The sequence below is a fragment of the Paenibacillus sp. Y412MC10 genome, from assembly GCF_000024685.1.
Taxonomy (GTDB): Bacteria; Bacillota; Bacilli; order Paenibacillales; family Paenibacillaceae; genus Paenibacillus_AQ; species Paenibacillus_AQ lautus_A.
In genome coordinates, this window is sequence record NC_013406.1 from 5,616,820 (window position 1) to 5,643,704 (window position 26,885).

24 protein-coding genes are annotated in these 26,885 nt (G+C 52.5%); 10 read left to right on the top strand and 14 right to left on the bottom strand.

The genetic code is table 11. The annotated features are described in order from the left end of the window. Window positions 1-3: 3 nt before the first annotated feature. From GYMC10_RS24525 to GYMC10_RS24550, 6 genes are all read right to left on the bottom strand, one after another. The gene (locus GYMC10_RS24525) at window positions 4-1,335 is read right to left on the bottom strand and encodes a hemolysin family protein (RefSeq protein ID WP_015737008.1); all 1,332 of its coding nucleotides are present in this window, start codon (window positions 1,333-1,335) and stop codon (window positions 4-6) included. Between the two features lie 25 nt (window positions 1,336-1,360). Further along, a complete protein-coding gene (gene yfkAB, locus GYMC10_RS24530) occupies window positions 1,361-2,500 on the bottom strand; it encodes a radical SAM/CxCxxxxC motif protein YfkAB (RefSeq protein ID WP_009595820.1) in 1,140 nt (379 codons plus the stop codon). 137 nt (window positions 2,501-2,637) lie between these two features. Beyond that, window positions 2,638-4,899 (bottom strand): MMPL family transporter, encoded by a 2,262-nt coding sequence (locus GYMC10_RS24535; RefSeq protein ID WP_015737009.1) that lies wholly within the window; start codon window positions 4,897-4,899, stop codon window positions 2,638-2,640. A gap of 12 nt (window positions 4,900-4,911) precedes the next feature. Next, window positions 4,912-6,015, bottom strand: coding sequence for an HD-GYP domain-containing protein (locus tag GYMC10_RS24540; RefSeq protein ID WP_015737010.1), 1,104 nt, complete (start codon window positions 6,013-6,015; stop codon window positions 4,912-4,914). A gap of 108 nt (window positions 6,016-6,123) precedes the next feature. Continuing rightward, window positions 6,124-6,948, bottom strand: a complete 825-nt coding sequence (locus tag GYMC10_RS24545; protein ID WP_015737011.1) for an undecaprenyl-diphosphate phosphatase — start codon at window positions 6,946-6,948, stop codon at window positions 6,124-6,126. Window positions 6,949-7,018: 70 nt separating this feature from the next. Continuing rightward, entirely contained in the window at window positions 7,019-8,452 is a 1,434-nt protein-coding gene (locus GYMC10_RS24550; RefSeq protein WP_015737012.1) for a bifunctional metallophosphatase/5'-nucleotidase, read from the bottom strand. Between the two features lie 111 nt (window positions 8,453-8,563). Between GYMC10_RS24550 and moaD the strand changes: the two genes are divergently transcribed. Further along, window positions 8,564-9,301: a molybdopterin converting factor subunit 1 gene (moaD, locus tag GYMC10_RS24555; RefSeq protein WP_015737013.1), complete on the top strand. Its 738-nt coding sequence runs from the start codon at window positions 8,564-8,566 to the stop codon at window positions 9,299-9,301. Window positions 9,302-9,389: 88 nt separating this feature from the next. Beyond that, on the top strand, window positions 9,390-10,436 hold the full coding sequence (locus GYMC10_RS24560; RefSeq protein WP_009595790.1) for an HD-GYP domain-containing protein: 1,047 nt from the start codon (window positions 9,390-9,392) through the stop codon (window positions 10,434-10,436). A 291-nt stretch (window positions 10,437-10,727) separates the two neighbouring features. Here the strand turns inward: GYMC10_RS24560 and sufB are convergent, their stop codons facing one another. The 6 genes from sufB to GYMC10_RS24590 form a co-directional block, all read right to left on the bottom strand. Then, window positions 10,728-12,125: a Fe-S cluster assembly protein SufB gene (gene sufB / locus GYMC10_RS24565; RefSeq protein ID WP_015737014.1), complete on the bottom strand. Its 1,398-nt coding sequence runs from the start codon at window positions 12,123-12,125 to the stop codon at window positions 10,728-10,730. Window positions 12,126-12,158: 33 nt separating this feature from the next. Continuing rightward, on the bottom strand, window positions 12,159-12,578 hold the full coding sequence (gene sufU / locus GYMC10_RS24570; RefSeq protein ID WP_015737015.1) for a Fe-S cluster assembly sulfur transfer protein SufU: 420 nt from the start codon (window positions 12,576-12,578) through the stop codon (window positions 12,159-12,161). Then, window positions 12,568-13,788, bottom strand: a complete 1,221-nt coding sequence (locus GYMC10_RS24575; RefSeq protein WP_015737016.1) for a cysteine desulfurase — start codon at window positions 13,786-13,788, stop codon at window positions 12,568-12,570. The genes sufU and GYMC10_RS24575 overlap by 11 nt, the downstream gene beginning before the upstream one ends. Further along, window positions 13,785-15,089, bottom strand: coding sequence for a Fe-S cluster assembly protein SufD (sufD, locus tag GYMC10_RS24580; protein WP_015737017.1), 1,305 nt, complete (start codon window positions 15,087-15,089; stop codon window positions 13,785-13,787). The genes GYMC10_RS24575 and sufD overlap by 4 nt, the downstream gene beginning before the upstream one ends. Window positions 15,090-15,111: 22 nt before the next feature. After that, window positions 15,112-15,894, bottom strand: coding sequence for a Fe-S cluster assembly ATPase SufC (gene sufC / locus GYMC10_RS24585; protein WP_015737018.1), 783 nt, complete (start codon window positions 15,892-15,894; stop codon window positions 15,112-15,114). 436 nt (window positions 15,895-16,330) lie between these two features. Next, window positions 16,331-16,807, bottom strand: a complete 477-nt coding sequence (locus GYMC10_RS24590; protein WP_009595811.1) for a Dps family protein — start codon at window positions 16,805-16,807, stop codon at window positions 16,331-16,333. Window positions 16,808-17,116: 309 nt separating this feature from the next. Between GYMC10_RS24590 and mtnK the strand changes: the two genes are divergently transcribed. After that, window positions 17,117-18,340: an S-methyl-5-thioribose kinase gene (mtnK, locus tag GYMC10_RS24595; protein WP_015737019.1), complete on the top strand. Its 1,224-nt coding sequence runs from the start codon at window positions 17,117-17,119 to the stop codon at window positions 18,338-18,340. Then, on the top strand, window positions 18,337-19,416 hold the full coding sequence (gene mtnA, locus GYMC10_RS24600) for an S-methyl-5-thioribose-1-phosphate isomerase (protein WP_015737020.1): 1,080 nt from the start codon (window positions 18,337-18,339) through the stop codon (window positions 19,414-19,416). The genes mtnK and mtnA overlap by 4 nt, the downstream gene beginning before the upstream one ends. A gap of 189 nt (window positions 19,417-19,605) precedes the next feature. Here mtnA and GYMC10_RS24605 read toward each other — a convergent pair whose 3' ends face one another. Beyond that, complete coding sequence (locus GYMC10_RS24605) at window positions 19,606-19,908, bottom strand: YunC family protein (protein ID WP_009595810.1); 303 nt, start codon at window positions 19,906-19,908, stop codon at window positions 19,606-19,608. A gap of 233 nt (window positions 19,909-20,141) precedes the next feature. Here GYMC10_RS24605 and GYMC10_RS24610 point away from each other — a divergent pair, with 233 nt between their 5' ends. Continuing rightward, entirely contained in the window at window positions 20,142-20,681 is a 540-nt protein-coding gene (locus GYMC10_RS24610) for a hypothetical protein (protein ID WP_235201615.1), read from the top strand. 82 nt (window positions 20,682-20,763) lie between these two features. On the opposite strand, the gene GYMC10_RS24615 is transcribed toward GYMC10_RS24610, so the two are convergent. Continuing rightward, window positions 20,764-21,141, bottom strand: a complete 378-nt coding sequence (locus GYMC10_RS24615) for a DUF423 domain-containing protein (protein WP_015737022.1) — start codon at window positions 21,139-21,141, stop codon at window positions 20,764-20,766. Window positions 21,142-21,353: 212 nt separating this feature from the next. On the opposite strand from GYMC10_RS24615, the gene GYMC10_RS24620 reads away from it, so the two are divergent. The 5 genes from GYMC10_RS24620 to GYMC10_RS24635 all read left to right on the top strand — a co-directional run bounded on the left by GYMC10_RS24620 (window position 21,354) and on the right by GYMC10_RS24635 (window position 26,769). Further along, entirely contained in the window at window positions 21,354-21,776 is a 423-nt protein-coding gene (locus tag GYMC10_RS24620; RefSeq protein ID WP_228468856.1) for a hypothetical protein, read from the top strand. A gap of 165 nt (window positions 21,777-21,941) precedes the next feature. Then, window positions 21,942-23,102 carry a sporulation protein YhbH gene (gene yhbH, locus GYMC10_RS24625; RefSeq protein WP_009595852.1) on the top strand — a complete coding sequence of 387 codons (1,161 nt, stop codon included), beginning with the start codon at window positions 21,942-21,944 and terminating at the stop codon, window positions 23,100-23,102. Window positions 23,103-23,436: 334 nt separating this feature from the next. Then, on the top strand, window positions 23,437-23,574 hold the full coding sequence (locus GYMC10_RS32640; protein ID WP_009595812.1) for a hypothetical protein: 138 nt from the start codon (window positions 23,437-23,439) through the stop codon (window positions 23,572-23,574). Next, on the top strand, window positions 23,558-25,765 hold the full coding sequence (locus GYMC10_RS24630) for an acyltransferase family protein (protein ID WP_015737024.1): 2,208 nt from the start codon (window positions 23,558-23,560) through the stop codon (window positions 25,763-25,765). The genes GYMC10_RS32640 and GYMC10_RS24630 overlap by 17 nt, the downstream gene beginning before the upstream one ends. A 167-nt stretch (window positions 25,766-25,932) precedes the next feature. Further along, on the top strand, window positions 25,933-26,769 hold the full coding sequence (locus tag GYMC10_RS24635) for a sulfurtransferase (protein ID WP_015737025.1): 837 nt from the start codon (window positions 25,933-25,935) through the stop codon (window positions 26,767-26,769). Window positions 26,770-26,885 lie beyond the last annotated feature (116 nt).

The window sequence follows — 26,885 nt, forward strand, 5'->3', positions numbered from 1 at the left end:
TTGCTAGTTCTGGGTGAGGCTGCTTTCCAGCTTCTGATGAATCATGACGCGGGTTACGCGCAACCGGGTAGATTCCTCAACTTCAAAGACCACCCCGTCAAAGGTGGCTCTCTTCCCGACTGCCGGGTTCCCTTCCAGCTCCTTGAACAACCAACCGCCAATGGAATCGACGTCATGCTCATCAATCATCAAGCCGGTCAAATCATTCACTTCTTCGATGAGCATTCGCCCGTCTACCGAAAAGGACTCATCATAGACTTCGATTTCCGGCCGCTCGTCTTCGAACTCATCGTACAGGTCCCCGACAATCTCTTCCAGAATCTTCTCAGCCGTGAGAATGCCGGCGGTCCCTCCGTATTCGTCCACCACGAGCGCAAGCTGCTCATGTCTCGCCTGCATCTTCCGCAGCACCTGGCTGATTTCCATGGATTCCGATACGTCCATAATCGGTCTCACCAAGGATGTCAGATCACGCTGTTTCTCCGGCTCTGCCAGAAGGAGATCCGTAATGTGGACAAATCCGATGATGCGGTCCTTGTTGTCCGTTGCAACCGGGTAACGGGAATGCTTCGTCTCGTTGACGATCCGAAGGTTCTCCTCCAAGGTGAAATTGGTGAACAATACGTCCATATCCGTCCTCGGCAGCATAATTTCCCTGGCTCTCAAATCGGAAAAATCGAACAGGTTGTCCATCAATTTCATCTCGTTCTCGTCGATGACACCGCTCCGTGCGCTCTCGGTCATCAGAATCCGAATCTCTTCCTCGGAGTGGGCTGCCTCGGCCTCGCTTGCGGGCTCGATGCCGACCAGCTTCAGAATACGGTTAGCGGAAGCATTGAGCACCCAGATCACTGGCAGAAAAATGCGGTAAAACCAGAGAAGCGGGGCTGACAGAAGCAGTGCCGTGCCCTCCGTCCGCTGAATAGCCAAAGATTTCGGTGCAAGCTCCCCTAACACAATATGCAAAAAGGTGATAATACAGAAGCCCACCGCGACCGATATCGTGCTGATCAACCGCTCATCCGCAAAGCCGATGCTGTGCATGATGGGAGCTACCAGCAATTCGGAAATGGCGGGCTCCCCGATCCAGCCGAGTCCCAGGGAAGTCAGGGTAATCCCGAGTTGGGTGGCGGATAAATAAGCATCCAGCTTTTGGTTTACTTTCAGCGCAATGCCGGCAAGCCGGTTCCCTTCGCTAACGAGCTGGGTCAGCCGGGATTGGCGCATTTTCACGAGTGAAAATTCGGCGGCTACAAACACGCCGTTCAACAAAACGAGCAGGAAAACCAAGAGTAAATTCAAAATCAGTTTCCCGACCTCAAATTCCTCTGCCATGATGACACGCCTTCTTTCTAGGGTTCTAGTTTGTCTTTGCTTTTCTCGACTTGAAATCCACACCCCGATAGTACATGTCGGCTACCAACAGGTTCGGGCCGCAGCAGCTCACTGCATCGCAGTGGCAGTTGACCGTTTGATTCAACGGATGCCCTGTAGACCATGCGTCAAAAATATCGTCCAGCTTCTGTTCCTTAATATTACCAAAAGCCGGGATATCAGCAAAATCCGTTACGTACACGTCGCCCGAGAATAAATTCACATTCACCCGGTTACGGCCATCCGGATCGTTCCGAACCGTTACGTTCGGTTCTTGCCGCAAGCGGCGAATGATCTCCTGGTCATGATCGTCCGAGCTGCAGGCATAGAACGGCAGCGTTCCGAACAGCATCCACATGTCCCTGTCTCGGACATCCAGCAAATGATGGATGGCGGCTTTCGTATCGGCCAAAGACAAGACGGGCAGCGCGGATGCAAAGTTCGAAGCATACATCGGGTGAACCTCGTGCCGCTTGCAGCCCATGTCCTTGATCAGCTTATGAATGCCGCCCAGTTTCGTATGCGTTCTGTAGTTAATCATGGATTCGGCGGATATGTACATGCCGGCCGCGCTCAGCTTCTCGGAATTGACCAGCATCGTGTCGTACATCTTGTATGCCGTTTCCTTGGAGACAGGGCGAGCGCTATTCGCAAATCCGACCTCATAAAAGTCGTCCCCGTTCAAGTAATTGAACGAAATATGCATAACGTCCAGATAGGGCAGCATCTTCTCGTACCTGCCGATATCCAGCGTCAGATTGGAGTTGATCTGAGTCCGGATTCCCCGTTCCTTGGCGTACTTGAGCAGGGGAACAATCACGTTATCCACCGTTTTGCCCAGAAACGCCGGTTCACCGCCCGTCAAGCTGATCGTCTGCAGATGCTCTACCTCATCCAGCCGCTTCAGCATCGTATCCAGGGGCAGCATCGGGGCTTCCTTCATGACGAGCATATCACCGACAGCGCAATGCTCGCAGCGCATATTGCACAGATGCGTCACTGTCATTTCCACGCTGGTCAGCACGTGGCGGCCATGCTCGCGCAGGGAAGTTATCGGATCCCACGGATCATAACTCGGCGAAATAGGCCTTACGGCTGATGGAAACGGCTGTGCTGTATTACTCATGGTTCACTCACCTTATTTCTTTGAATTACCGATTCAGTCAGTACAACTTGCTTGGATGTACTCTACGGTTTTGATCATGTCCATTATATGATTATAACATACCCAAACAGAAGGCTTCTGCTTGGTTCGGCTGGAAATCATCCGGCTTCCCCCCGTTTGTCTGAACGTTCCTTGGAAGCAAGCTTAGATGTTGGGAACATCCATGCGGGACTCCACCAATTCGCTCTGCCCAGCATCTTCATGAATGCAGGCACAAGCAGCACCCGAATCACGGTCGCGTCCAGCAGAATGGCTGCTGTCAGGCCTAAACCAATCGCTTTCATCACTTCATTGTCCGTAAATACGAAGGCACCCACAACGACGGCCAGAATCAGAGCCGCGCTGGTAATCAGGCCGCCCGTACTCTCCAAGCCCTCGGCCGTGCTGAATTCGTTATCCCCCGTCCGTTCATAGTTCTCCATGATCCGCGAGAGCATCATGACTTCATAGTCCATCGATATGCCGAACACCACGCAGAATATCAGGACCGGCAAGAGCGCGAAGATGGACCCTGTAGAGGAAACGCCCAGCCACTCCGCACCAATGCCCTCCTGAAATACCCACACCACGATACCGAGTCCGGCGCCCAGGCTGAGCATGTTCATGACGCTGGCCTTTAAGGGGAGCACGATCGACCGGAATGCGAAGAGGAGGATGATATAAGTCACCGCAAATACAAATACCAGGACGTAGGAAATGTTCTGCTGGATGGCTTCCATGATGTCCAGTTTATACGCGGGGCTGCCGGTGACATAGGTCTTCAGTTCATTCGTATCCATGGTCCGCAGCGCTTGGACAAGCTGCATCGTGAGTGCATGGGATTCCTCATGCTCCGGAGTCACGGCAACGGCAGCCATATTTCCTCTGACAAAACGATGCTGCTCCAGCTGCTGGCGGATCTCTTGGCGGGACAGAACGTTTGATACTTCCTCCACCGAACCCCTGCCAACGCTCAGATAACTCTCTACCCGCTTCACGCCTGGCATGAGCCTGATTTCATCCGTGTACGCCTTCATCAGCTCGATGCTGTGCGGATCCGCATAGGAGGACGGAAGCTCCACCGCCACAACGATCGAATTCAATTCGCGTTCGTCATAAGCTTGCGCAAGCAGGTCGTGGCCATAACGGGATTCATAGGCGGGGGGCAGCACTTCGGCAGCGGGGATGGCTATGCTCATGTTTCGGACCGGATAGATCGCCACCAGCAGCAATCCGATCGCTGCTACAGAGATGGTCACGGGATGGGCCATAACAAAACCGGAGATCCTTCTCCACATGCCCGAGGTCTGCCGGCCCCGAAGCGCCCGGAGTTTGGCCGGAAAGAGAGGGAGCGCATCGATGCGGGGGCCCAGCATCCCCAATAATGCCGGAAGAAGCGTGTTGCCGGCCAGCACCGAGAACAGCACGACGGTAATGCCGCCTATGCTGAAAGAGCGGAAGATCGGCAGGTCGATGAAACTCATCGCCACAAAACCGATCAACACGGCAGCACCCGAGAACATCACTGCTTTGCCGGCGATTGCGCAAGTGATAGCCAGCGCGGATCCCACATCCCCGCTCCGTGTCCGCAATTCTTCTTTGAAGCGGCTAACGATCAGCAAGGCATAATCAATGCCTACGGCCAGCCCCAGCATCGTGACGACATTCGGAAGAAAATTGCTGATCGAGCCGTCGGCCAAAGCGACAAAATACAGAATGCCCATCGTGACCACCACGCTGACAATTCCGGCGATTAAAGGAAGAAGCGCGGCAGTCAATGTGCCGAATACGACCGCCAGGATGAGCAAGGCTGCAGGAATGCCTATCATTTCCGCATGGATAATATCGCTCTTAACGGCTTGATTCATATCGGCGAAGATAGCGGTATTTCCCGTTATGTACGTGTCCGCTCCCGTGATGCCCGGAACCGAGTCTCTGATCTCTTCAAACTGCTGCAGGGCTTTCGAGGAATCCAGATCCAGCAGCACCGTCACGGATACGATATGATCCTGGCCTGCCTTATGAGCTGCCATATTCATATACATATCCCTGACATATGGGCGGTCACGCAAAGGCGCAAGCTCCGTCAGTATCCGCCTCTGCGCCGTCCCTGCCGTCAGGTTCTCATCGTGTCGACTGACAACGACGATATCCAGCGAGGCTGCCGACAATCCCAGACCCTCCTCCAGCTTCTCGATTCCGATCTGGGCCGGGCTATCCTTCGGCGTAAACCCGTTATGCTGCAATATGGACGGCAGCTTGAACGCAAACGGAAGCAGCACGCAAAACAAAATAAGCCAGGTTACAACAATGGCTTTACGGTAGCGGTAAATCAGTCGCCCCCATGTATGCAGCAATGTTGCATGGCCGTTACGTCTCACGAGTCAACCTCCTTATGCTCCAGTTTGATCTATGGTGCTCTGTCCGATGCCGGCGATCATAACGGCCAGCGTCTCGGATAAATCCACTTCGTAAGGCGCGGATAACGGGGTGCCCTCGGCATCCGTCAATACGCGGACAACGGGTCGATGCGGCACATGCGCGTGGATCCTGGATACCACTCCATTCTCGCCCGTATGCAATTTCACGGTGATCCCGGGAGGATATATCGCTACCCGATCCCGAAACATGGCCAGGAATGATTGTTCATACAGCGTTCCCGATCCGGCGTACATGACCTCCACCGCTTCGTGCGGCAGCAATGCAGGCTTGTACACCCGCTGCGTGGTCATCGCGTCGTAGGAATCCGTAATCGCGATCCATTTGGCGTATTCATGGATGTCAGTTCCCTTCAAAGCCCGGGGATAACCGCTGCCATCCAGGCGCTCATGATGTGACAGGGCGCAATGCGCCGATAACAGCGGAATGTTGGGCTCGTCCTTCAATATTTTGAAGCCGATCTCGGTGTGCTTCTGGACCTCGCGAAATTCCTCCTCGCTAAGCCGTCCTGGATGGTTCAGCAGCTTCTGGCTTATCCGCGTTTTGCCGATATCGTGCAGCAGGGCCCCCAGGCCGAGCACCCTCAGCTCTTCCCGGTTATACCCGTAAGACACGCCAAGAACCGTCGAGTAGACGCATACGTTCAGAGAATGCCGGTACAGGTTGTAATCGTTCGTATTCATATCGGTCAGCAGCACCATGCCCTCATCATGCTCCGAAATTTCATCCATGATGGACTCCATCATCCCGGAGAACGTTTTGCCCAAATGAAGGAAGCTGCCTTTCAGAGCAGCCTGGCTCTCCAGGTTCTTGAAGCTGGTCCGAATCGATTGGATCGCCTGCAGCCGCGTCTCTTCGGTCAACAGCTCCGGAACCACGATATCCTCCGTCATCGGATCCTCGATGTATACATACCCGAGTTCCAGCGTGCCCAGACGGCGGATCAGCCCGGCTGTCAGTTCCACGCCCTCGGCAAGCAGGATTAAACCGTCACTATTGTATATTTTCTTACCAAGAACCATGCCCGGCCTCAACGCGTTGATAGGTATAAGACGCAAAATCCGTCACTTCCTCTGCTATTCTGAAACTTGTGTGGGATATAGCGTCTAGTCTTCAGTGGATCACGATACGAAGAAGACGGATCTCCTTCTTGTGTCTACTCCTGCTTAATGCATGATGAACAGCCAAAAAACGGCGGCGAGACCAAAACGGTAGATCGCAAAATGAGTAAGCCTTATCTTCTGTATGAGTTTCATGAAGGCCAAGACGACAAAATAAGCGACAACAAACGAAACGATAAAACCGGCTAGAAATACGCCGATCGTATCTAAAGTAAAATATCGGTAAGAATCCAGCAATTCATATCCCGATGCGGCACACATGATGGGAATTGCGATTATAAACGAGAAATCGGCCGATGCCTTATAACTCACACCGCTAAGCATGCCCCCGGAGATCGTGGACCCCGAACGGGAAAAGCCCGGCCATAAGACGGATATGATCTGGTAGATCCCAATCAGAAAGGCCTGCTTATATGTCAAATCATCCATATCATGCGAGGTCACTTGGACTTTATGCTTATTGTACCATTCCGCAAAAATCATAAAAATGCCGCCGGCAACGAGCGCAAACAGCACCGTCTGCGCATGGAACAGGCTTTTGATGAAATCCCTCGCAAAAAACGCAACCAGCAGGGCCGGAGCAATCCCCAAAAATATATGCATCAGGTTCAATCGCCTCCGAGGCACTTTCCGGGTCAACGGCTCGCTTCGGCTCCACCCGAGCAGATTCAAAATCCGATTCCAATAAACAATCGCGATCGCCAAAATGGCTCCCAGCTGAATGACAACCTCAAACGTCTTCATGATCGGTGTTTGGTCATCGTAACCAAGCACTTTGGCCGTCAAAATCATGTGGCCCGTGGAAGACACCGGAATGAATTCGGTTAGTCCTTCCACGATCCCCAGTATGATGGATGTGATAAAATCCATGTCCTACCCCTCCCCTTACCTTTGTCCTCCTCATATGTATGCTCGGCCAAAGGAAGTTAGTCGGGGGTTGTCAGGATATCCAGCGTGAAATCATGGACGCTTCAAGCGATCCGGGACGCGAAAGCTCGCTCCGCAGCAGGTCTCGAATAAACTCGGGCAGCATATAAACCGTATCCGTTCCAAGCGCCAGGGTCTCGTATCCGATTTTAAAAGTAAACATGTCGAGCGTTCCCACATGATATTCCCGCTGCCATTCCAGCGGTTGTCCCTTGAAGGAGATTTGCGTAATCTTCCGGTAAGGCTCTCCATCCTTGTCATATCGGATCTTTAATCCATCGACGGCCAGGCCCCCTAACAGATACCCGCGGAAGCCAAAGCCCATGATCTTCTTCCCGCTAAACTCCGGAAGCAGACTCTCTTCAAGCGCCTGATAGATGTGTTCTCCCCGCAATTTCACGACACAGGGATTAATCGGTGACGGGCACAAACCATGCAGCATCCCGGTACTGATTTCGCCCTCCGGCAGCGGTCCCAGCAGCTGCCCGGAATTGACGATCGCAATTTCGGCACCCGTGTGCTGCAGCACGGCCTGAGCCAACAGGTTCGCAAACGGCGATTCCTCCTCATAATGGATCGGCAGGCTGCGGTCGATTACGGCCACGGCTTCGGTTAACTTCTCCTTGGCCAGCTCATGATGTTTCAGGATGGCCTGCTCCACGATGGGCTCCATCAAGCTTTTATCCACAGGCAGCAAGGTTCCCTCTACGCAGGTAAACCGTTCACCAACGTCATTCCGCTCCATAACGAGGCGACCTACGTATTGTCCGAATTTGCCCGCGCCGCATACGGCTGTCTTCCCGATCATTAGCGGCTCCTCAAGGATGTGATGGGTATGGCCGCCAAGTATGACATCAATGCCTTCTACATGTTCTGCTAATCTTTTATCAATCGTTAGTCCTAAATGGGATAAAACGATAACGATATCACACTGGCCCTGAAGCGCTCGAACCTGTTCGGCGATGGCCTCCACCGGGTCTCCTGCTTCCCAGCCTAACAATTGATAAAATCCTGCAAAAGCTGCCGTCGCGCCGGTGAGCCCGATCGAAATGCCATCCCGCTCCAGGATCACATGCCGTTTCATCCATGAAGGAGGACTGCCGCTCTCCGTCTCCCTGATGTTGCAGCAAACGACGGGGCACTGCAGTCCGGCATATACATGCTCCAGAACATCATACGAAATGGTCAGGCCTTCGTTATTGCCGATCGTAATCGCGTCGTATCCTGTCAAATTAATGACATCCACATTCGCTTGCCCCATCGAGCCTTCGGTTTCCACCGATGCGCGATCCATATGGTCTCCGATATCCAGCACGATCGACTTATCGCCGGCAGCCGTCTTTTCCCGGGAAATAAGTGCCGCCACATTGCTCATCATCTCGAAATGGCTGTGTATATCGTTGGTATATAATATGGTCAGCTTTTGTTTATTGCTTTTAAGCCCCATCTGGCGGCCCCCTCCCAAGTTACTTTTACGATAATTTCCGGTCTTACAAGCATAACATTTTAGCGAAGAATATGGTATATTGTAGCCCAGAAGAATTACGAGGTGATCAAAATGTCGACAACCATTTCCATACTGCTATTCGCCGGATTAGCCGATCGCATCGGCACGGCTTCACTTGCATTCAGCGTACCCGCCCTCCCCCTTACGACCGGGGATTTGAAGCTGCTTCTTAGCGAAGCTTTTCCCGATGCCCAATCCCAGATTGCCACGGCCTTCGTTGCGGTCAATCAAGAATATGCGCTGCCGGATCAGCTTATTCAGAGCGGGGACGAGGTGGCTCTGATTCCGCCTGTGTCCGGCGGGGACGGAACCAACCTGCAGGACACAGGCTCCAGTTCCTCGTCAGACGGAACGTGCACCATCACCTGCCACCGGCTGTCCGTGGAAGAAACCATCGCCAAAGTGCATGATGATAACCATGGCGCAACGCTTTCCTTTGTAGGCACGACGCGGGAGATAACCGGTCAGATGCGAACGGTAACGCTGGAGTATGAAGCTTACATTCCGATGGCCCTGAAAGAAATGCAGCAAATCTGCATGGACATCCACGGCCGATGGCCCGGCACGAAATGCGCGATTTCCCACCGTATCGGTACGGTCGGAATCGGGGAAACGAGCGTCGTTATCGCCGTATCTTCACCGCATCGGGAAACATGTTACGAAGCAAGCCGATATGCCATCGAGCAATTGAAGCGATCCGTTCCGATCTGGAAGAAGGAGATATGGGACGATGGTTCGGAGTGGAAAGGGGCGCAGACCGGACCCTGGGACCCAATAGCTAGGCAATAAGTCGCGATTATATCATTGTAAAACCATAATTTTCTTGCTAAGATAGTTTTGATCTTTTTACTTATATAAGGGCAAGAGGTGCAATGATTTGAGAGTACATGTCACGGACCTGAAACCCGGTGATCAAATACAGCAGGATGCTTACAACACTAACGGCGTTCATGTTCTGCAAAAAGGAGCTTTGCTACGTTCAGAGGATATATCCAAGCTATTGCAGCACGGCATCGATTACATAGAAATACAGCCGCGCGCGCTGTCCGTATCCCTCGATCCGTTATCAGAAATTTCGGACTCGTTCAACAAGGTTAAACCTCACTTTAACCTTGCGTTTGACGGATGCTCCGCCTTATTTACGGAAGCATCCCAATCCGGAAAGTTCAATGAATCCGTTGTAGACGATGTTTTCCAGCCACTGGTCGGCTCGCTGAACGAGCATACGGATGTGGTATCCCTGCTTCTGCTGTTTAATGGAACAGACGATTATACCTACAGGCATTCCATTCAAGTAGGGATGCTATCCTACTACATCGCGGATTGGATGGGTTACTCCGGCAAGGAAGCCTATGAAATCGGCAAGGCAGGCTATCTCCATGATATCGGCAAGAGTAAGATTTCAAGGGATATCCTGGACAAGCCCGGCAAGCTGACCCCCGAGGAATTCGAGGAAGTGAAGCTGCACACCATCTATGGTTACGAGATGATCGCCGAATCCATGGATGACAAGGTGACCGCCATGGTCGCGCTTCAGCACCATGAACGGGATGACCGTTCGGGCTATCCGCGAGCGCTCCATGCAGACCAGATTCATCCGTACTCTCATATTTGCGCGGTTGCCGATGTCTACAGCGCCATGACAACGAACCGGGTCTATCAGTCCAAGCAGCAGCTGCTAACCGTTCTGCGCGAGTTGTACAGTCTCAGCTTCGGGAAGCTGAACGGCAAGCCGACGCACGCTTTCATTCAGCAGATGCTGCCGAATTTCATCGGCAAAAAGGTTCTGCTGACGACGGGCGAATCCGGCATCATCGTCATGAACCATCCTTCGGACTACTTCCGTCCGCTTGTAAAGACCGATGATCGTTTCATCGACCTCTCCAAGGAATATCATACCGAGATTCAAGAGATTCTGTTGTGAACTGCGTTCCTAAAGATAATGCGGAAGCTGCTAAATCGCTTGCTTCCCTGCTTGTATAACCAGTATTACCGTCAGCCTTGAGGCTGGCGTTTTTTAGCGTCTGCCTTGTGACGTTTTTCACATCAAATCTTATTGGATTTTGGCAAAATCGAAGAGTCGTCCAACCGGCCTGTGCAATCTATAAATGTCCTCGTCCACGCCTCGGTGACATACCTTAAACGTTCAAGCACAAAAAAAGAGCGAATCACCCATCCCTGAGTGATTCGCTCCTGTCTTCATATGATGAACTATTTAACCGATGGAACCTTCCATTTCGAACTTGATCAGGCGGTTCATTTCAACGGCATACTCCATCGGAAGTTCTTTGGTGAACGGCTCGATGAAGCCCATAACAATCATCTGCGTAGCTTCGTCTTCCGTAAGTCCGCGGCTCATGAGGTAGAACAATTGATCCTCGGATACCTTGGAGACGGTCGCCTCATGCTCCAGCGTAATGTTGTCGTTCTTGATTTCGTTGTACGGAATCGTATCGGATGTCGACTCATTATCGAGAATGAGCGTATCGCACTTAATGTTCGCTTTCGCGCCTTCCGCATTGCGGCCGAACGAGGCGAGACCGCGGTATGTTACTTTACCGCCATGCTTACTGATCGATTTCGATACGATCGTGGACGTCGTATCCGGCGCCAGGTGGAGCATTTTCGCCCCAGCATCCTGATGCTGGCCTTTGCCCGCAACCGCGATGGAAAGCACCATCCCTTTGGCACCGCGTCCTTTCAGGACGACAGCAGGGTATTTCATCGTCAGCTTGGAGCCGATGTTACCATCCACCCATTCCATCGTTGCGTTCTCTTCCGCAACCGCGCGCTTCGTTACGAGGTTGTAGATGTTCGGTGCCCAGTTCTGAATCGTCGTGTAGCGAACACGCGCGTTCTTTTTGCAGATGATCTCTACCACGGCGCTGTGAAGCGAGTTCGTGCTGTAGATCGGAGCCGTACAGCCTTCAACGTAATGCACGAAGCTGTCCTCGTCGGCAATGATCAGCGTGCGTTCGAACTGACCCATGTTCTCGGAGTTGATCCGGAAGTAGGCTTGCAGCGGAATTTCGCACTGTACGCCTTTCGGCACATAGATGAAGCTTCCGCCGGACCATACCGCACTGTTCAAAGCCGCGAATTTGTTATCCGTCGGAGGTACGACCGTTGCAAAGTACTCTTTCAGAATCTCCGGATGCTCTCTAAGAGCCGTGTCGGTATCCATGAAGATAACGCCTTGATCCTCTAGATCCTTTTGCATATTGTGGTAGACCACTTCGGATTCGTACTGTGCGGATACGCCCGCCAGGAACTTCTGCTCTGCTTCCGGAATACCCAACTTATCGAAGGTTTCCTTGATCTCGGCCGGTACTTCCTCCCACGTCTTGCCTTGCTTCTCGGAAGGTCTTACATAATACTGGATATCGTTGAAATCCAGCTCGTCGAGATCGCCGCCCCAACGAGGCATCGGCATTTTTTCGAACTGCTCCAGAGCCTTCAAACGGAATTCCAGCATCCATTCCGGCTCGTTCTTGATTTTGGATATTTCCGTAACGACTTCACGCGTCAAACCTTTACCGGTTTGGAAAATAGCCTTGTGCTCGTCACGGAAACCATATTTATACTCTTCCATTTCTGGCGCTTTTTTAGCCATTTAACTTACCTCCCTATCGATCTGTTCATTCGCTTACTTCGCGTCAATTCCTTTTCGGAGTGCGTTCCACGCAAGTGTTGCACATTTAATGCGTGCAGGAAACTTGTTAACACCGGATAGGGCTTCAATATCCTCGTACTCGTCAAAATCCACTTCATCGCCTTTCATAAGGGAAGAAAAGCGGTCCGCCAAACTGATGGCTTCGTCCAGCGTTCTTCCTTTTACGGCGTCCGTCATCATCGAAGCGGAAGACATGCTGATGGAGCAGCCTTCCCCCGTATATTTGGCATCGGCAACCACGCCGTTCTCTACCTTAAGCTGCAAGGAAATGCGATCTCCGCAAGTCGGATTGTTCAAATCGATGGTTACCGCATCTTCTTCAAACTTGCCGCGATTGCGGGGGTTCTTATAATGATCCATGATGACACGTCTGTACAAATCGTCAAGTTGCATCGCCAAAATACTCCTTTGTCTGGATTAAGGCGCTAACTAATCGATCAACGTCCTCTTCTGTATTATACAGATAAAAGCTCGCGCGTGCCGTGGAAGATACTTTTAACCAACGCATAAGCGGTTGACAGCAATGATGTCCTGCACGAATCGCAATCCCCTGGGCATCCAGAACGGTTGCCACGTCATGCGGATGAACGTCTCCAAGATTGAATGTGATAAGGCCCACTTTACGCTTACGGGGACCGTAAATGGAGATGCCTTCGATCTCGGAGATCCGGTCCATGGCGTAGTTCGCAAGCTGAGCCTCATGCCGTTCGATGGCGTCCATTCCGATTTCCTCCAGGAAATCGATCGCGGCGCCAAGTCCGACAGCTCCTGCAATGATGGGCGTGCCGCCCTCAAACTTCCAAGGGAGCTCCTTCCAGTTCGATTCGTACAACCCGACGTCATTGATCATCTCTCCGCCGAATTCGATCGGCTCCATTGATTCCAGCAGCGCCTTCTTGCCGTATAATGCGCCGATACCTGTTGGAGCACACATCTTGTGTCCGGACAAAGCGTAGAAATCGCAGTCCAAGTCCTGAACGTCCACTTTCATGTGCGGCGTGCTTTGTGCCCCGTCCACCACGATAACGGCACCGTGCCGATGCGCGATTTCCGCGATTTGTTTAACGGGATGCACGACGCCCATGACGTTGGACACGTATGCGATGGCTACGACTTTGGTCCGTTCGGTAACCAGTGCCTCTACATCTTCGACACGGATCGTGCCGTCAGGCTGCAAAGGAATATATTTCAGCGTAGCGCCGACGGCGATGGCCGCCTGCTGCCACGGAATGAGATTGCTGTGATGCTCCATTTCCGTCAGGACGATTTCATCTCCAGGACCGCAAACGGAGCGTGCGTAGGATGAAGCCACCAGATTCAGGGCCGTCGTCGTTCCGCGGGTGAATATAATCTGCTCCGAACTCTCGGCATTTATGAAACGGGCAACCTTCTCCCTGGCTCCTTCATAAGCATCGGTAGCACGGCTGCCGAGCGTATGAACTCCGCGGTGCACATTGGAGTTCTCCCATTCGTAGTACCGCTTGACGGCATCTATAACCACCTGCGGCTTTTGCGATGTCGCGGCATTGTCGAGATATACCAGCGGATGTCCGTTGATCTCCTGGTGAAGAATGGGAAATTGCTCACGGACGGAGGCGATCATTGTCCCAGCTTCCTTTCAACGAGCCCCTGCAGCTGGTCGCGAAGTCCCTCGAGCGGAATTTCGCTGACAACCGGAGCCAAGAAGCCGTAAATAATCAGGGATTCTGCAACGGAACGGGAGATGCCGCGGGACATCAGGTAGTAAATTTGCTCCCGGTTCACTTGTCCTACGGACGCTGCGTGACCGGCCGTTACGTCGTCCTCGTCGATCAACAGAATCGGGTTCGCGTCGCCGCGGGCTTTCGGGCTGAGCATCAGAACGCGTTCGGTCTGCTGTCCGTCCGCCTTCGTTGCACCCTTCTCGATCTTGGTAATGCCGTTGATGATGGCTTGTGCTTCTTCGCGCATGACCGCACGGGTGATCATCTGGGATGCGGAGCTCTTGCCGAAATGCTTCGCTTGCGTGGTGTAGTTGATCTTCTGGGATCCGGAACCTACCGCAATGATTTTTGCATCGGATGTCGAGCCGTTGCCCTTCAGAATGCTCATGGTGTCGCTGGCTGTATCGCCATCGTTCATCTCGCCGACGATCCACTCGATCGAAGCGTCGTTGTCAAGCACCGCGCGGCGGAATGTGACATCCGTTGCTTCTCCGGCCAATTGGTGAACGGATGCGTAACGCACCTTCGCGCCGTTCTTAGCAAACACTTCCACCACGCCGTTATGGGTTACCGCCGCAGCCAGGGAATCCGATACGTAGTTGTCTACATAAGTAATCTGACTGTTCGCTTCGGCTACAACCAGCACATGCGGAGCAAACGTTGCTTCAGCATCGTCGGTCAGCATGACCGCTTGCAGCGGAACATCGATCTCCACATTCTTGGGAACGTAGAGGAATACTCCGCCGTTCCATACGGCAGCATGCAGAGCGGCCATGGCGTGCTCATCGCTCTTAAGCGCTTGGTGCAGATAAGGTTTAACCAAATCCGCGTGTTCTTTAACCGCTGTTTCTAAATCGGTGAAAATCACGCCTTTGGCTGCGAGTTCCGGTGCCAGGCTTGCATATACGGTTCCGGAATTGCGTTGAATAACCAAACCGCCTTCTCTCGAGCCTTCGACAAGTTTGGCCACATGCTCAGGCAATTCGTCAAGGGAAGCGAGTTTATTGCTCTCTTTATATTCACCGTAGCTGTGGATGTTCCAACGCTCGATGCGTTGTTTCTCCAGCTTGGGCAGTTCCAACTGGCCGGCCAGTTCCAGGGCTGCCAGACGGCTGTCTGTAAGCCAGGCCGGCTCCTGTTTACTTTCGGACAATGCCTTCAGAGCCTCAGCGTTGACCGGAAGAATGGTTTGTGTAGTCATATCGTTTCCTCCTCCCGTCTATTTACGCGTCTTGACCTACAGTTTCATCGGTAATGCCCAGCTCTTCCTTGATCCAGTCGTAACCTTCCGCTTCCAGACGCTCAGCCAGCTCAGGGCCGCCGGATTTCACGATGCGCCCTTGCATCATAACGTGAACGTAATCTGGCGTGATATAGTTAAGCAAACGCTGGTAGTGGGTAATGATCAAGAAACCGCGCTCTTCGGACTTCATGGCATTTACGCCGTTCGCCACGATTCTCAAAGCATCGATATCCAGACCGGAGTCGATTTCGTCAAGCACGACGATTTTCGGATCCAGCATCATCATTTGCAGGATTTCATTACGCTTCTTCTCACCGCCGGAGAAGCCTTCGTTCAGGTAACGGTGAGCAAACTCGGGATTCATCTCGAGCTCTTTCATTTTGCCTTCCATTTGACGAATGAACTTGATCAGGGAAATCTCGTTGCCTTCGCCGCGGCGTGCATTGATGGAGCTGCGCAGGAAATCGGAGTTCGTCACGCCGGCGATTTCGCTCGGATATTGCATGGCCAGGAACAGACCTGCGCGTGCGCGCTCGTCTACTTCCATCTCCAGCACGTCTTCATCGTCGAGGAATACTTTACCTTCGGTTACTTCATATTTAGGATGACCCATCAACGCGGAAGCCAACGTACTTTTACCCGTTCCGTTTGGTCCCATGATGGCATGAACTTCTCCGCCCTTCATCTCAAGGTTGATCCCCTTCAGGATCTCCTTGCCTTCGATTGTTGCTTTCAATCCTTCAATGACAAACTTGGTTGACATATTAGATTCCCTCCGTTGAATAGGTAGTGTATTTGTTGTCCCATATGATAACAGGATTGTACGCCCTGATTTCATAAAATAAAAAGTGATTCTTTATTTATAATCATTCTAAACTGATTATCAATGATTCTCAAGCCATTTTATAATAAAAAATGACGTATTTCAACCGGACAAGCCTTTTGGAGACAACATTCGGACAACTGTAACCATTAAAAACAGGCTTGGCCGATTAACCGGCCAAGCCTGTTTCATTCTGCCCTTTTCATCCGCCGTATATGCTGAGGCTCCCCGTGTCGGTCACGGCATCTAGGCAACGGCGTCAACCGCGCGTCGTCAGACGGTGTCGGGGCACCAAGAGCTATAAGGACTCGTTAACGAGTCTCAGCTGCAGCGAATATACGGAATGAATTGGGAATCATTCTATTGGAATCACGCTTTATCCAAGGTAAGAACGCAGCATCCACATATGCTTCTCGAGATCGGCCTTGAACCCGGTGAACATGTCCGCTGTCGGCGCATCTCCGGCTTCCTCGGCCATTTCGATGCCTTCCGCCAATTCCTCGGACACGGTAGCAAAGTCCTCGACCAAGGCCTGTACCATGCCGCGGGTATCCTCGTTGCCGGAGGCCTCCTGAACGGTCGCAAGCTCCAGATATTCTTTCATCGTTGCAGCCGGCTTGCCTTTGATCGAAAGCAGGCGTTCCGCAACCTCATCCATTTTAAGCGTGATTTCGTCATACAGCTCTTCGAATTTAACATGAAGGGAGTAGAACTGCTCTCCGGTTACATACCAGTGATAGTTGTGAAGTTTGACGTAGAGCACGTTGAAGTTCGCAACCTGCTGATTGAGCAATTGCTCCAGACTTGCGTTTTTCGTTTTTCCTGCAGCTTTGCCAGATGTAGTTTTTGCCATGGTTTATCCCTTCCTTTTCTATATGAAATGCACCCTGTACTGCGTCAAAGGAATATTCGGCAGATCGGTGTATCCCCATTGTAACTGGAACCATCTGCTAATGCTATTCCTTCATTAATATATGAGTACATCCTGTGCTTGGGCGTCTATTTGTAGTTTACCCTCAGGACTGCGAAGCGAATCAGGTTCGGCTAACCTTGAGACTTGCCAAAAAATTATACAAAATTCGCGAAAAAACGTTATACTAGGTAATACCAAGCAAAAAAGTTGGCTTTGTTTTTCTTCTATTATATTTGGGGGTGACCATCCATGTCTGCATATCATCCGCTGAACGCGGACGAAGCGATACAATTAGCTAGAAGTATACCGGGCCGGTTCCCGGACCATGCCGAACTCGAATGCCGCGAAATCGGCGACGGCAATCTCAATCTGGTGTTTCATGTCACCGCCAAAAATACGGCTGATAGTATCATTATCAAGCAAGCTGTTCCTTATGCAAAAGTCGTAGGCGAATCCTGGCCGCTGTCTCTCGACCGCGCGCGCATCGAGCGTCTCGCCCTGGAGACGGAGTACTCCCTGTGCCCTGACCTCGTGCCAAAAGTATACGGCTATTCGGATGAGCTCGCCTACACCGTGATGGAAGACTTAAGCGAATACACCATCATGCGCAAAGGCCTTATCGAAGGCATCGCCTATCCGAAGTTCGCGGAGCATATCGGCCGGTTTTTGGCCAGAACCCTGTTCTATACGTCGGATCTGGGCATGAACCAGCAGAAGAAGAAGGAACTTGCCGGCCGATTCGTTAATCCGGATCTATGCAAAATTACCGAGGACTTAATCTTTGAGGATCCATACCGCGAATCCGCCAACAACAACTATGAACAGAGCATTGCCGATGAAGCGGAAGCCCTTCGCGCCGACCTGCCGCTTCACTTCGAAGTCGCGCTGCTGCGCCATAAGTTCCTGACCCATGCGCAAGCTCTGCTCCATGGGGACCTGCATACGGGCAGCATCTTCGTCACGCCGGAATCCACGAAGGTGATCGACCCGGAATTCGCTTATTTCGGCCCAATGGGATTCGATATAGGCGCGGTGATCGGCAACCTGCTGCTCAACTATGCGGCCCAGCCGGGCTGGAGCAAGGACGAGCAGACGCTGGCCGCCCGGGAAGCCCGACTCCTCGAGATGGCAAGCAGCGTTTGGACCCACTTCGAGAACAACTTCCGCACGCTGTGGAACGATGATCTCTTGGACGAGATGTCCCGCACGCCAGGCTATCAGGACCATTATGTGTCGCAGATTTTGAAGGATGCCGCAGGATTCGCCGGCTGCAAAATGATTCGGCGCATCGTCGGATTGTCCCACGTAGCGGACATCGACACCATAGCGGACGTTAAGGCCAGAGAGACCGCACAGCGCAAAGCGCTCGCCATCGGCAAAAATCTCGTGCGCCATCACCGCAGCATCAAGTCCTTCGAGGACATACTGACCTTGATCACGCAAGCATCCAAAGGAAATGAGGTATCGATATGAGCGGTATGACTACCGGCAATACCAGCACCTATGAACCGCTAAGCTCGGTTTACTGGGGAGGAGACCATCTGGTCCTTCTGGATCAGCGCTTGCTCCCGGAAAAGATCGTCTATCTTAAGCTCTATACACCAGAGGAAGTCTGGGAAGGGATTCACTCCATGAAAGTCCGCGGCGCACCGGCGATCGGCATCGCGGCAGCATTCGGCGCCGTTCTCGGGGGAATGCAGGTGGAAGCCGATGGTCGCGAGGATTGGCTTCAGCAAGTCGCAAAAACCTGCGCTTATCTCGCAACGTCCAGACCGACGGCCGTCAATCTGTTCTGGGCGCTGGACCGCATCAAGCTTGCAGCCGAGAAGCTGGCGGCTTCGGATCTCGACACGGCCGGTCTGAACGCGGCGCTGCTCGCCGAAGCCGAGGCCATCCGGGCCGAGGACGAGGATGTATGCCGCCGCATCGGCGAGAACGCGCTGCCGTTCTTCCGGGACGGCATGGGCGTGCTCACCCACTGTAATGCGGGGGGATTGGCGACCGCCAAATACGGGACCGCCCTGGCGCCAATGTATCTGGCCCATGAGCAGGGCCTGAACATCAAGGTGTTCGCGGATGAGACGAGACCCGTTCTGCAAGGTGCCCGCCTAACCGCCTTTGAACTCCAGCAGGCCGGCATCGACGTCACGCTGCTGGCTGACAACATGGCCGCCATGGTCATGTCCAAAGGTTGGATACAAGCGGTTATCGTCGGTACGGATCGCGTAGCCGCAAACGGCGATGTCGCCAACAAAATCGGTACGTATGGGGTCGCGGTTCTGGCGAAAGCCCATGGCATACCTTTTTATGTGGCGTGCCCGTTGTCCACGATCGACCTGAATACGAAGACGGGTGCCGATATTCCGATCGAGGAGCGGCCGGCGGAAGAAATCACGGAAGGTTTCGGCAAGCGCACCGCGCCGCAAGGCGTTAAAGTGTACAACCCTGCCTTCGACATTACGCCGAACGAATACGTGACGGCGATCATAACGGAAAAAGGCGTCGTGCAAGCACCTTACGAAGAGAGCTTGAAAAGCTTGTTCGAGTAAGTCGCTGCAAGATTTCACGCCATCAACGAACAAACGGACAAAAGGCCCCCGCCGATTGTCCGTTTGTTCTCTTTGATGGCGTTTCGGCGCATTTTTTCCCTGTGAAGCTGAGCAAAAGCATCGCTTATCTCATTAAAAAAAGAGCGATCCGCACCGGAATCACTCTTGTACCGCTTAAGCCTGCTGGGCTCAGATCATCCGCAGGATCGCATCCTTGCCGGCGAGGCCGGGATGAATGCCCCACTTCTCCGCCTCCAAGGTTACCGATTCCAGCGGTGCCTCCAGCAGCTGCTCCAATGTGCGAACCCCAACGGCTCTCCCGGCAATAATCTTGCGGTCTGCAAGCTGTTCGTTCAGAAGGCCCACATCGAGGGCACCGCACATAATATAACCGCGGGAAGTGTATACAGCCAGCAGCGTAGTTTTCGGAAGTTTGACCTCGACGCCCATAACGGTATGTCCTTCAATCTCGATCGGCAGTAAAGTCACCAATATAAACAATCCTCCCCTCACATCGGCTTAGAATTATATTTATTCTCTTTGAACCGACATGGTGCGAATGTCTCTGATATTGCGCAAGGGCGCCTTATGTTTATGGTGCGAACGTCTCTCGATTTAATAGAATAAAAATGAAATATCCGTGACATTAGGACTATGAAAATTCGAAAATTATGGTATATTTGATTCAGAAGAAAACCTGTGAAAGCTGGTGAATGATAAAAGCTATGAACACAATTCCTGTCACCGATGATAACGGCTTTTTATTCAACGTTGATATTCTGGTCAAGAGTCCCTCCAACGCACTGGCTTTGCAATATTTGCTGGAAATGCTGAACGACAAGGCCGAAGTCGTCGATTTCCGGATTAAGTCCGGAATGGAACTTGGAGAAATTATCAACACCTTGGTCCAAGCCAAGAAAGATTCCGTTATTAGCAATGCCTCCCGGAAGATGGCTTCTTCCACGACTCAGCATGAGAAACCTGCTCCGCCTGCGATATCCTCGCCGGAAAAAAAGATCGCTGCAAGCGCACCTCCTGTCCAAACTCCACTCGCCGGAAATGATCCCTTTGAATGGATTAAAGTATACAGTAAGGACAATCGCCTTGTTCGCCTGACAACCAACCGCCATGGTAAGCAGACAAGTCTCCCCTGCCGCATACTCAACTATGACGAAAGCAATTTCCTGGTCAACGTCTATCATGTCGATGAGAAGCAGGTATATACCTTCAAACTCAATGAAATCGACGAGTTCAGCGTGAGCTGAGTCGGCAGCATACCATAGGTATGTAAAAACGGCATCGCCGCCCTTTATCAGGGATCGGTGAAGCCGTTCTTTTTTTTGAGTACTAGTTTTTACGGGACAGCGCCGAGGACATCAGGATCAGCCAGCCTGCGATAAAGGATACGCCGCCGATCGGCGTAATCGCCCCTAGCCATTTGATGCCGGATATACTTAACACGTAGAGACTGCCGGAAAAAATAACGGTTCCCGCGATGAATAAAGCCCCCGCCCAAAACAGCTTCCGGGATTCGCCCAGCACCTTGGCCACAATCCCCGTAATCAGGACCGCCAGTCCGTGAATCATATGATAGTGGACGCCCGTTTCATAGGTGGCAAGCTCGTCCGGCGAAATGATATCCTCCAGCATATGGGCGCCGAATGCTCCAATGGCGACGGACAATGCCATCAGGATCGAGCCCCATGCGATGAAAGCACGACTCATGTTTTTTTCAACCCCTTTTTGTCAGCGGACACCCGTGTCCATATGTAATCATGTTAAGTTTAACGGATTCGCGTACGCTTTTCCACCGGCGTGTAAGCGCTTTGGACTTGATTTCAGGGCCATTTTGTGAAAGATTAATAAGGATGTCTTTTATTTGGAAACCCTGCATGGACCCATTAAGAATGAATCTCAAGTTAGGAGCGATTATGTACATGGATCAACAATCACCTTCCTCCCCATCCGAGGGGCAAGATTCGCCCAAGCGACCTAAAACCACCTTTATTCCTCCCGAGGACAGAAAGAACTCCCGCTTCGGCATCGCATCATTCATTCTGTCGATCGTGACGCTGCTTGGTTATATTCTGCTCGGCGCGCTCGGCACCACGATGATTGAACCTTACATGACGGAAAACGGGCCGATCCTGGAGCCGACTCAGGAAACGCTTGAAGCGATGACCACGCTGGCGGCCGTTTTCATTCTCGTGATGATCATCAATATCGTCGGCCTGGCGCTTGGCATTGTCGGTTGCTTCTCTAAGACACGCAAGCGTGCCGTCGCCGTCATCGCCACCATCGTGAACGGCGTAGTCATCGTCACCATCGGCGCCCTTTTCCTATTCGTATTAAGCGCATAAGGATTACGTACCAGGACACTTGCCTGATCCATTTCAGGTTAAGTGTCTTTTTCATGGCAAACACGGATTCACACTCACATATCGCTCTTTCTCCCGAATATAATGAGATACTACAGCCGAAAAGACGGCAACCGTGTCAAGGCTACACTTGGGAGGTGACTGTCCGTGCAAAATGAAGACGCTCTGTCGTTTGTCGTATCCCGTGAAGACTGGTCGCTGCACCGCAAAGGCTATCAGGATCAGGTACGTCACCAGCATAAAATCCGCGAAGTGATCAAACGCAACCTGCCCGACCTTATTACTGAGGAAAACATTATTTTGTCCGACGGAAAGCAGATCATTAAAGTTCCGATCCGAAGCCTTGACGAATACCGTTTCATCTACAATTACCAGAAGCAAAAGCATGTCGGTCAAGGCGACGGTGACAGTCAGGTTGGGGACGTCCTTGGACGCGACCCTTCAGCGGCTCAGCCCGGAAAAGGAGAATCGGCCGGTGACCAGGCGGGACAGGATATTGTGGAAACCGAGGTCAGCCTGGAAGAGCTGGAGAATATGCTGTTTGAGGAGCTGGAGCTCCCGCTGCTGCAGCCCAAGGATAAAGAGCAGATCGAGACGGAGTCCATCGTGTTCAACGACATCCGCAAAAAAGGCATCATGTCCAACATCGATAAGAAACGCACCATCCTGGAGAATCTGCGCCGTAATGCGAGGGATGGCAAGCCCGGCATTCACGGCATCAGTCCGGACGACCTGCGCTACAAAACCTGGGACGATACCGTCATACCGGAATCCAATGCGGTCATCATCGCCATGATGGACACTTCCGGTTCCATGGGTTCCTTCGAGAAATACTGCGCGCGCAGCTTTTTCTTCTGGATGACCCGTTTCCTCCGCAAGCAGTACGAGAAGGTGGAAATCGTGTTTATCGCCCACCATACCGAAGCGAAGGAAGTGACCGAAGAGGAGTTCTTCACGCGCGGCGAAAGCGGCGGTACGATATGTTCATCCGCGTATCAGAAGGCGCTGGATATCATTCATCACCGGTATCCTCCTTCCAAATACAACATCTATCCCTTCCATTTCTCGGACGGCGATAATCTCACATCCGATAATGAACGCTGCGTCAAACTCATCGGGGAGCTGCTGAAGGTGAGCAACATGTTCGGTTACGGCGAGGTCAATCAATACAATCGCAGCAGCACGCTGATGTCGGCGTATAAAAATATCAAGCTTGACCAATTCATGTACCATGTCATAAAGGACAAAGGGGAAGTGTACGAGGCGCTCAAGACCTTTTTTCGGAAACGGCAAGGAGCCGCTACCTGATACTAAAGTCGATAAGTGAAAGAAAAAAATAAATATCGGATGATCTGGACACTGGAGGAGGCAGGGACCTCCTCTTTCTTATGGCCTCCTGCGATACGGCTAACAGCCCATTGCCGAATAATGGATATGTCAAGCATAACGGCTTGTCATTTCAAATGAAAAATCTGTCTTATTATTGACATCACAATGTAGCCGTAGGTTCATTTTTTTGTCACCTTCTGTTTTTCCAAGGATGGTAGTATTAGCTATGACATCTTGTTGCAGGATATTACAGGATTCGATAACGTCTCCTGCATATGAAATATCCTCCTATAAAGGAAAGGGAAGGTTTACCATGTTCCAAATGACACATCGACTATCCAGCACCCAGACGTTTGAGAATATGTCCTACATATTATCGCAGCGGCTGTTACAGGGCGGCATGAGCGCAGATCCCTCGAGAGGAGTGATCTTCCGTGCCGATATCCGATAAACCACATTCACGTTACATGCCCGGTCTTGACGGACTGCGGGCCCTCGCATTGATCGGAGTGATGGGATATCACTGGAATTTTGGCTTTGCAGGCGGCGGGTTTCTCGGGGTAAGTTTATTCTTCGTATTGTCCGGTTACCTCATTACGGATATTTTGGCTTCGCAATGGCATCATCATAGACGGATTGATCTCAAAGATTTTTGGATACGGAGATTCCGACGTCTCCTGCCGGCGATGCTGCTCATGCTGTTCATCCTTGTGGTATGGGTAACGCTGTTCGACCGGTCAAGATTGGCTACGCTTCGAAGCGAAGTGCTCGGAGCGGTTACGTACATAAGCAACTGGCAGTTTATTTTTCAGCAGCAATCCTATTTTGAATCATTTGGCCCGCCTTCTCCGCTGGGGCATTTCTGGTCACTAGCGGTGGAAGAACAGTTCTACCTGCTGTGGCCGGTTATCATGCTGGCGGCGCTCAAGCTGTTTCCCCGCCGAGGGCAGCTCTTTGCGTTCATTGCCGCCGGTGCCGCGATTTCCGCGCTCCTCATGGCCGTGATCTATCAGCCGGGCGACGATCCGAGCCGGGTTTACTACGGTACGGATACCCGGGCGTTCGGCCTGCTCATCGGAGCGGGGCTGGCCATCGTATGGCCCAGCTGGAAACTGTCCTCCCGCGCTTCAAGAGGCATCCGATATAGACTCAACATGACGGGTGCCGGGGCACTGCTAATCATTCTCTACATGATGTGGCAGGTGGACCGTTACGACGCATTCCTGTATCAAGGAGGCATGTTCCTCTTTTCCTTGGCCGCTGCCGTGCTCGTAGCGGTGCTGGCCCATCCTGCGGCTTCCATCAGCCGCTTGTTAAGCTGGAAGCCGCTGCTGTGGATCGGCGTTCGTTCCTATGGCATCTACTTATGGCATTACCCGGTCATGATCCTGACCTCGCCTGATTCCGGCGCTAGCGATCTCAGTTTGCTTCAGACTGCGCTGCAAATCACCGCAAGCGTTCTGCTGGCCGCGCTATCCTGGAAGTATGTCGAAGAACCGATACGGCATGGCGGTCTTAAAAAATTATGGCTTAAAGCCCGCTCGCTTCGCCGCCGCCCGGCTTCGATTTCGTTAAGAGGCTGGATCGTGTCCCTGAGCTCTCTTATGCTGATCGGCATATTCTGTTCGGGGATGATGAGCAGCGTGTCCTCTGCAAGAACGGTGGGCGATATCGCTGCCATGCTGAACATCGATGACCCTGCTCCGGAGGAAGCGGCTCAGACTCCAAGCACCGAGTCTGCTACGGCCGAACCGCCGCAACCGGTCGACACGAACGGAGACAACGCAGCGCCTCCAGCCGTAGAGCCATCGAAACAACCGGATACGGTGAAGGAGCCGAATTCCAGGGATGAGGGGGCTAAGGCTCCGCTTTCGGATGGAGCGACGGACTCTGGAAATAACGACGCCGGTGCTGATGAGAACGAAGTGCCGGACCAAGCGGCAGAGAACAACCAAGACGTCCAAGACAAGCAAACCGGCGGAGAAAGCGATCCTATGGATAAGGCTGACTCCGGGAAATCGATTCCGGATCAACCGGATGACGATAAGACTGGCGAGCCGAATGGGGATCAGGTCGATAAGCCGGATCCATCCAAGGACCCGGCAAGCGGAACTCCCGGCGGCAAGAACGATCCTGCCAAGCCGACGGCGAAGCCGGAGCAGCCACCGGCAACCAAGTCCGCCATCACGGCCATCGGGGATTCGGTTATGCTCGGGGTCTCCCCTTATCTCGAAAAATCGCTGCCCGGCATTCACGTCGATGCGGTGATTGGCCGCCAAATGCGTCAGGCCGATGAGCTGATTCCGGCCCTGAAATCCCAAAATCGGATTGACGGCGGCATTGTCATCATCGGGCTCGGAACCAACGGGGCCTTCTCGCAAAAGGATCTCGATTCCCTTCTGGGCCCTCTGGATTCGGCCAAACAGATTCTGCTTATCAATACGCGCGTTCCGCGCGATTGGGAACAGAACGTTAACGGCATGCTCGCCAAAGCAGCCGAACGGAACCCGAAAGTTACGCTGGTAGATTGGTATTCAGCCAGTAAGGATCATCCGGAATACTTCCGGTCCGACGGCGTCCATCTGGAGCCGGAAGGTGCCGAGGCCTACACGTCCATGCTGCTTCAAGCCATCAAGAAATAAGCGGTTTGTCCTGATTCTTGCCATCATTCATTCTCATATCGTCGGCCTGATCTCATCATTCTATGAGACAGGTCGACTTTTTAGTTATATACGTATTCGCAAGCAGCAATATGATATAATTCGGATACTTAATCTCATCATTTCTTAATAGAAGGCGGTGTCCTCATATGAACAATATCGTGACAATGAAATGGCTGCTGGCTAGACTCTATGAACCGGATCTGGTCATCGTTGACTGCCGTTTTGCCCTCGGCAAGCCGGAAAGCGGCCGAGCCTTATACGAGGAATCGCATATTCCGCGGGCGGTTTACCTCGACCTGGAGAAGGACCTCTCCTCCCCCATTACCGAGCATGGCGGTCGCCATCCCCTGCCCGACCTGGATCACCTTGCACAACGTCTTGGCCAGTCCGGCATTCAAAGCAGCAGCCGCGTCGTGATCTACGACGACCAGGGCGGAGCCATGGCCAGCCGACTATGGTGGCTGCTGAAATATACCGGCCACGAGCAGGCTTATGTATTGGATGAAGGGTTTACGGCTTGGAAGAACGCTTCGTATCCGGTAACGGACGAACAGCCGGTCGTCATTCCGGTTACATATGGCATCAACCTTAAGCCGGATAAACTGGTCCGCGTCGATGAAGTACGCAAGGCTTCGCAGCAGGGAAGCAAAACGCTCATCGATTCCCGCGAGCCGCGCAGATATGCCGGATTGGAGGAGCCTATGGACACCAAAGCCGGGCATATTCCGGGTGCTGTGAACTATTTCTGGAAAGGCGTCCTAGATGATTCCGGACATTGGAAGGATGCGGAATCGATCCGCGAGCATTTCTCGGACATCCCGCAAGATGCCGAGATCATTGTATACTGCGGCTCCGGCGTCACCGCTTGTCCGAACGTGCTAGCCCTGGAGGAAGCCGGGTACGGCAACGTAAAGCTGTACGCGGGCAGCTGGAGCGATTGGATCAGTTATGAGGAGAACCCGGTGGCGACCGGAGAAGAATAACCTGCAAGAACCCGCGCTCTGCGCGGGTTCTTTTTGTTGGGGCTAGGGTGGTGTACCCTCGGTACACAATGCTCTGAGATATTCCGAGTCAACGTGGAGTCAACAAGAAGGGTTGA

Coding starts and splice junctions, on each gene's coding strand:
- sufB (WP_015737014.1), bottom strand. CDS start 12,125: ATGGCTAAAAAAGCGCCAGAAATGGAAGAGTATAAATATGGTTTCCGT.
- GYMC10_RS24575 (WP_015737016.1), bottom strand. CDS start 13,788: ATGATCGCCTCCGTCCGTGAGCAATTTCCCATTCTTCACCAGGAGATC.
- GYMC10_RS32640 (WP_009595812.1), top strand. CDS start 23,437: ATGTTCCAAATGACACATCGACTATCCAGCACCCAGACGTTTGAGAAT.
- GYMC10_RS24550 (WP_015737012.1), bottom strand. CDS start 8,452: ATGGGGCTTAAAAGCAATAAACAAAAGCTGACCATATTATATACCAAC.
- GYMC10_RS24545 (WP_015737011.1), bottom strand. CDS start 6,948: ATGGATTTTATCACATCCATCATACTGGGGATCGTGGAAGGACTAACC.
- sufD (WP_015737017.1), bottom strand. CDS start 15,089: ATGACTACACAAACCATTCTTCCGGTCAACGCTGAGGCTCTGAAGGCA.
- yfkAB (WP_009595820.1), bottom strand. CDS start 2,500: ATGAGTAATACAGCACAGCCGTTTCCATCAGCCGTAAGGCCTATTTCG.
- sufU (WP_015737015.1), bottom strand. CDS start 12,578: ATGCAACTTGACGATTTGTACAGACGTGTCATCATGGATCATTATAAG.
- mtnA (WP_015737020.1), top strand. CDS start 18,337: ATGAGCGGTATGACTACCGGCAATACCAGCACCTATGAACCGCTAAGC.
- GYMC10_RS24615 (WP_015737022.1), bottom strand. CDS start 21,141: ATGAGTCGTGCTTTCATCGCATGGGGCTCGATCCTGATGGCATTGTCC.
- mtnK (WP_015737019.1), top strand. CDS start 17,117: ATGTCTGCATATCATCCGCTGAACGCGGACGAAGCGATACAATTAGCT.
- GYMC10_RS24635 (WP_015737025.1), top strand. CDS start 25,933: ATGAACAATATCGTGACAATGAAATGGCTGCTGGCTAGACTCTATGAA.
- GYMC10_RS24590 (WP_009595811.1), bottom strand. CDS start 16,807: ATGGCAAAAACTACATCTGGCAAAGCTGCAGGAAAAACGAAAAACGCA.
- GYMC10_RS24620 (WP_228468856.1), top strand. CDS start 21,354: ATGGATCAACAATCACCTTCCTCCCCATCCGAGGGGCAAGATTCGCCC.
- moaD (WP_015737013.1), top strand. CDS start 8,564: ATGTCGACAACCATTTCCATACTGCTATTCGCCGGATTAGCCGATCGC.
- GYMC10_RS24525 (WP_015737008.1), bottom strand. CDS start 1,335: ATGGCAGAGGAATTTGAGGTCGGGAAACTGATTTTGAATTTACTCTTG.
- sufC (WP_015737018.1), bottom strand. CDS start 15,894: ATGTCAACCAAGTTTGTCATTGAAGGATTGAAAGCAACAATCGAAGGC.
- GYMC10_RS24610 (WP_235201615.1), top strand. CDS start 20,142: ATGAACACAATTCCTGTCACCGATGATAACGGCTTTTTATTCAACGTT.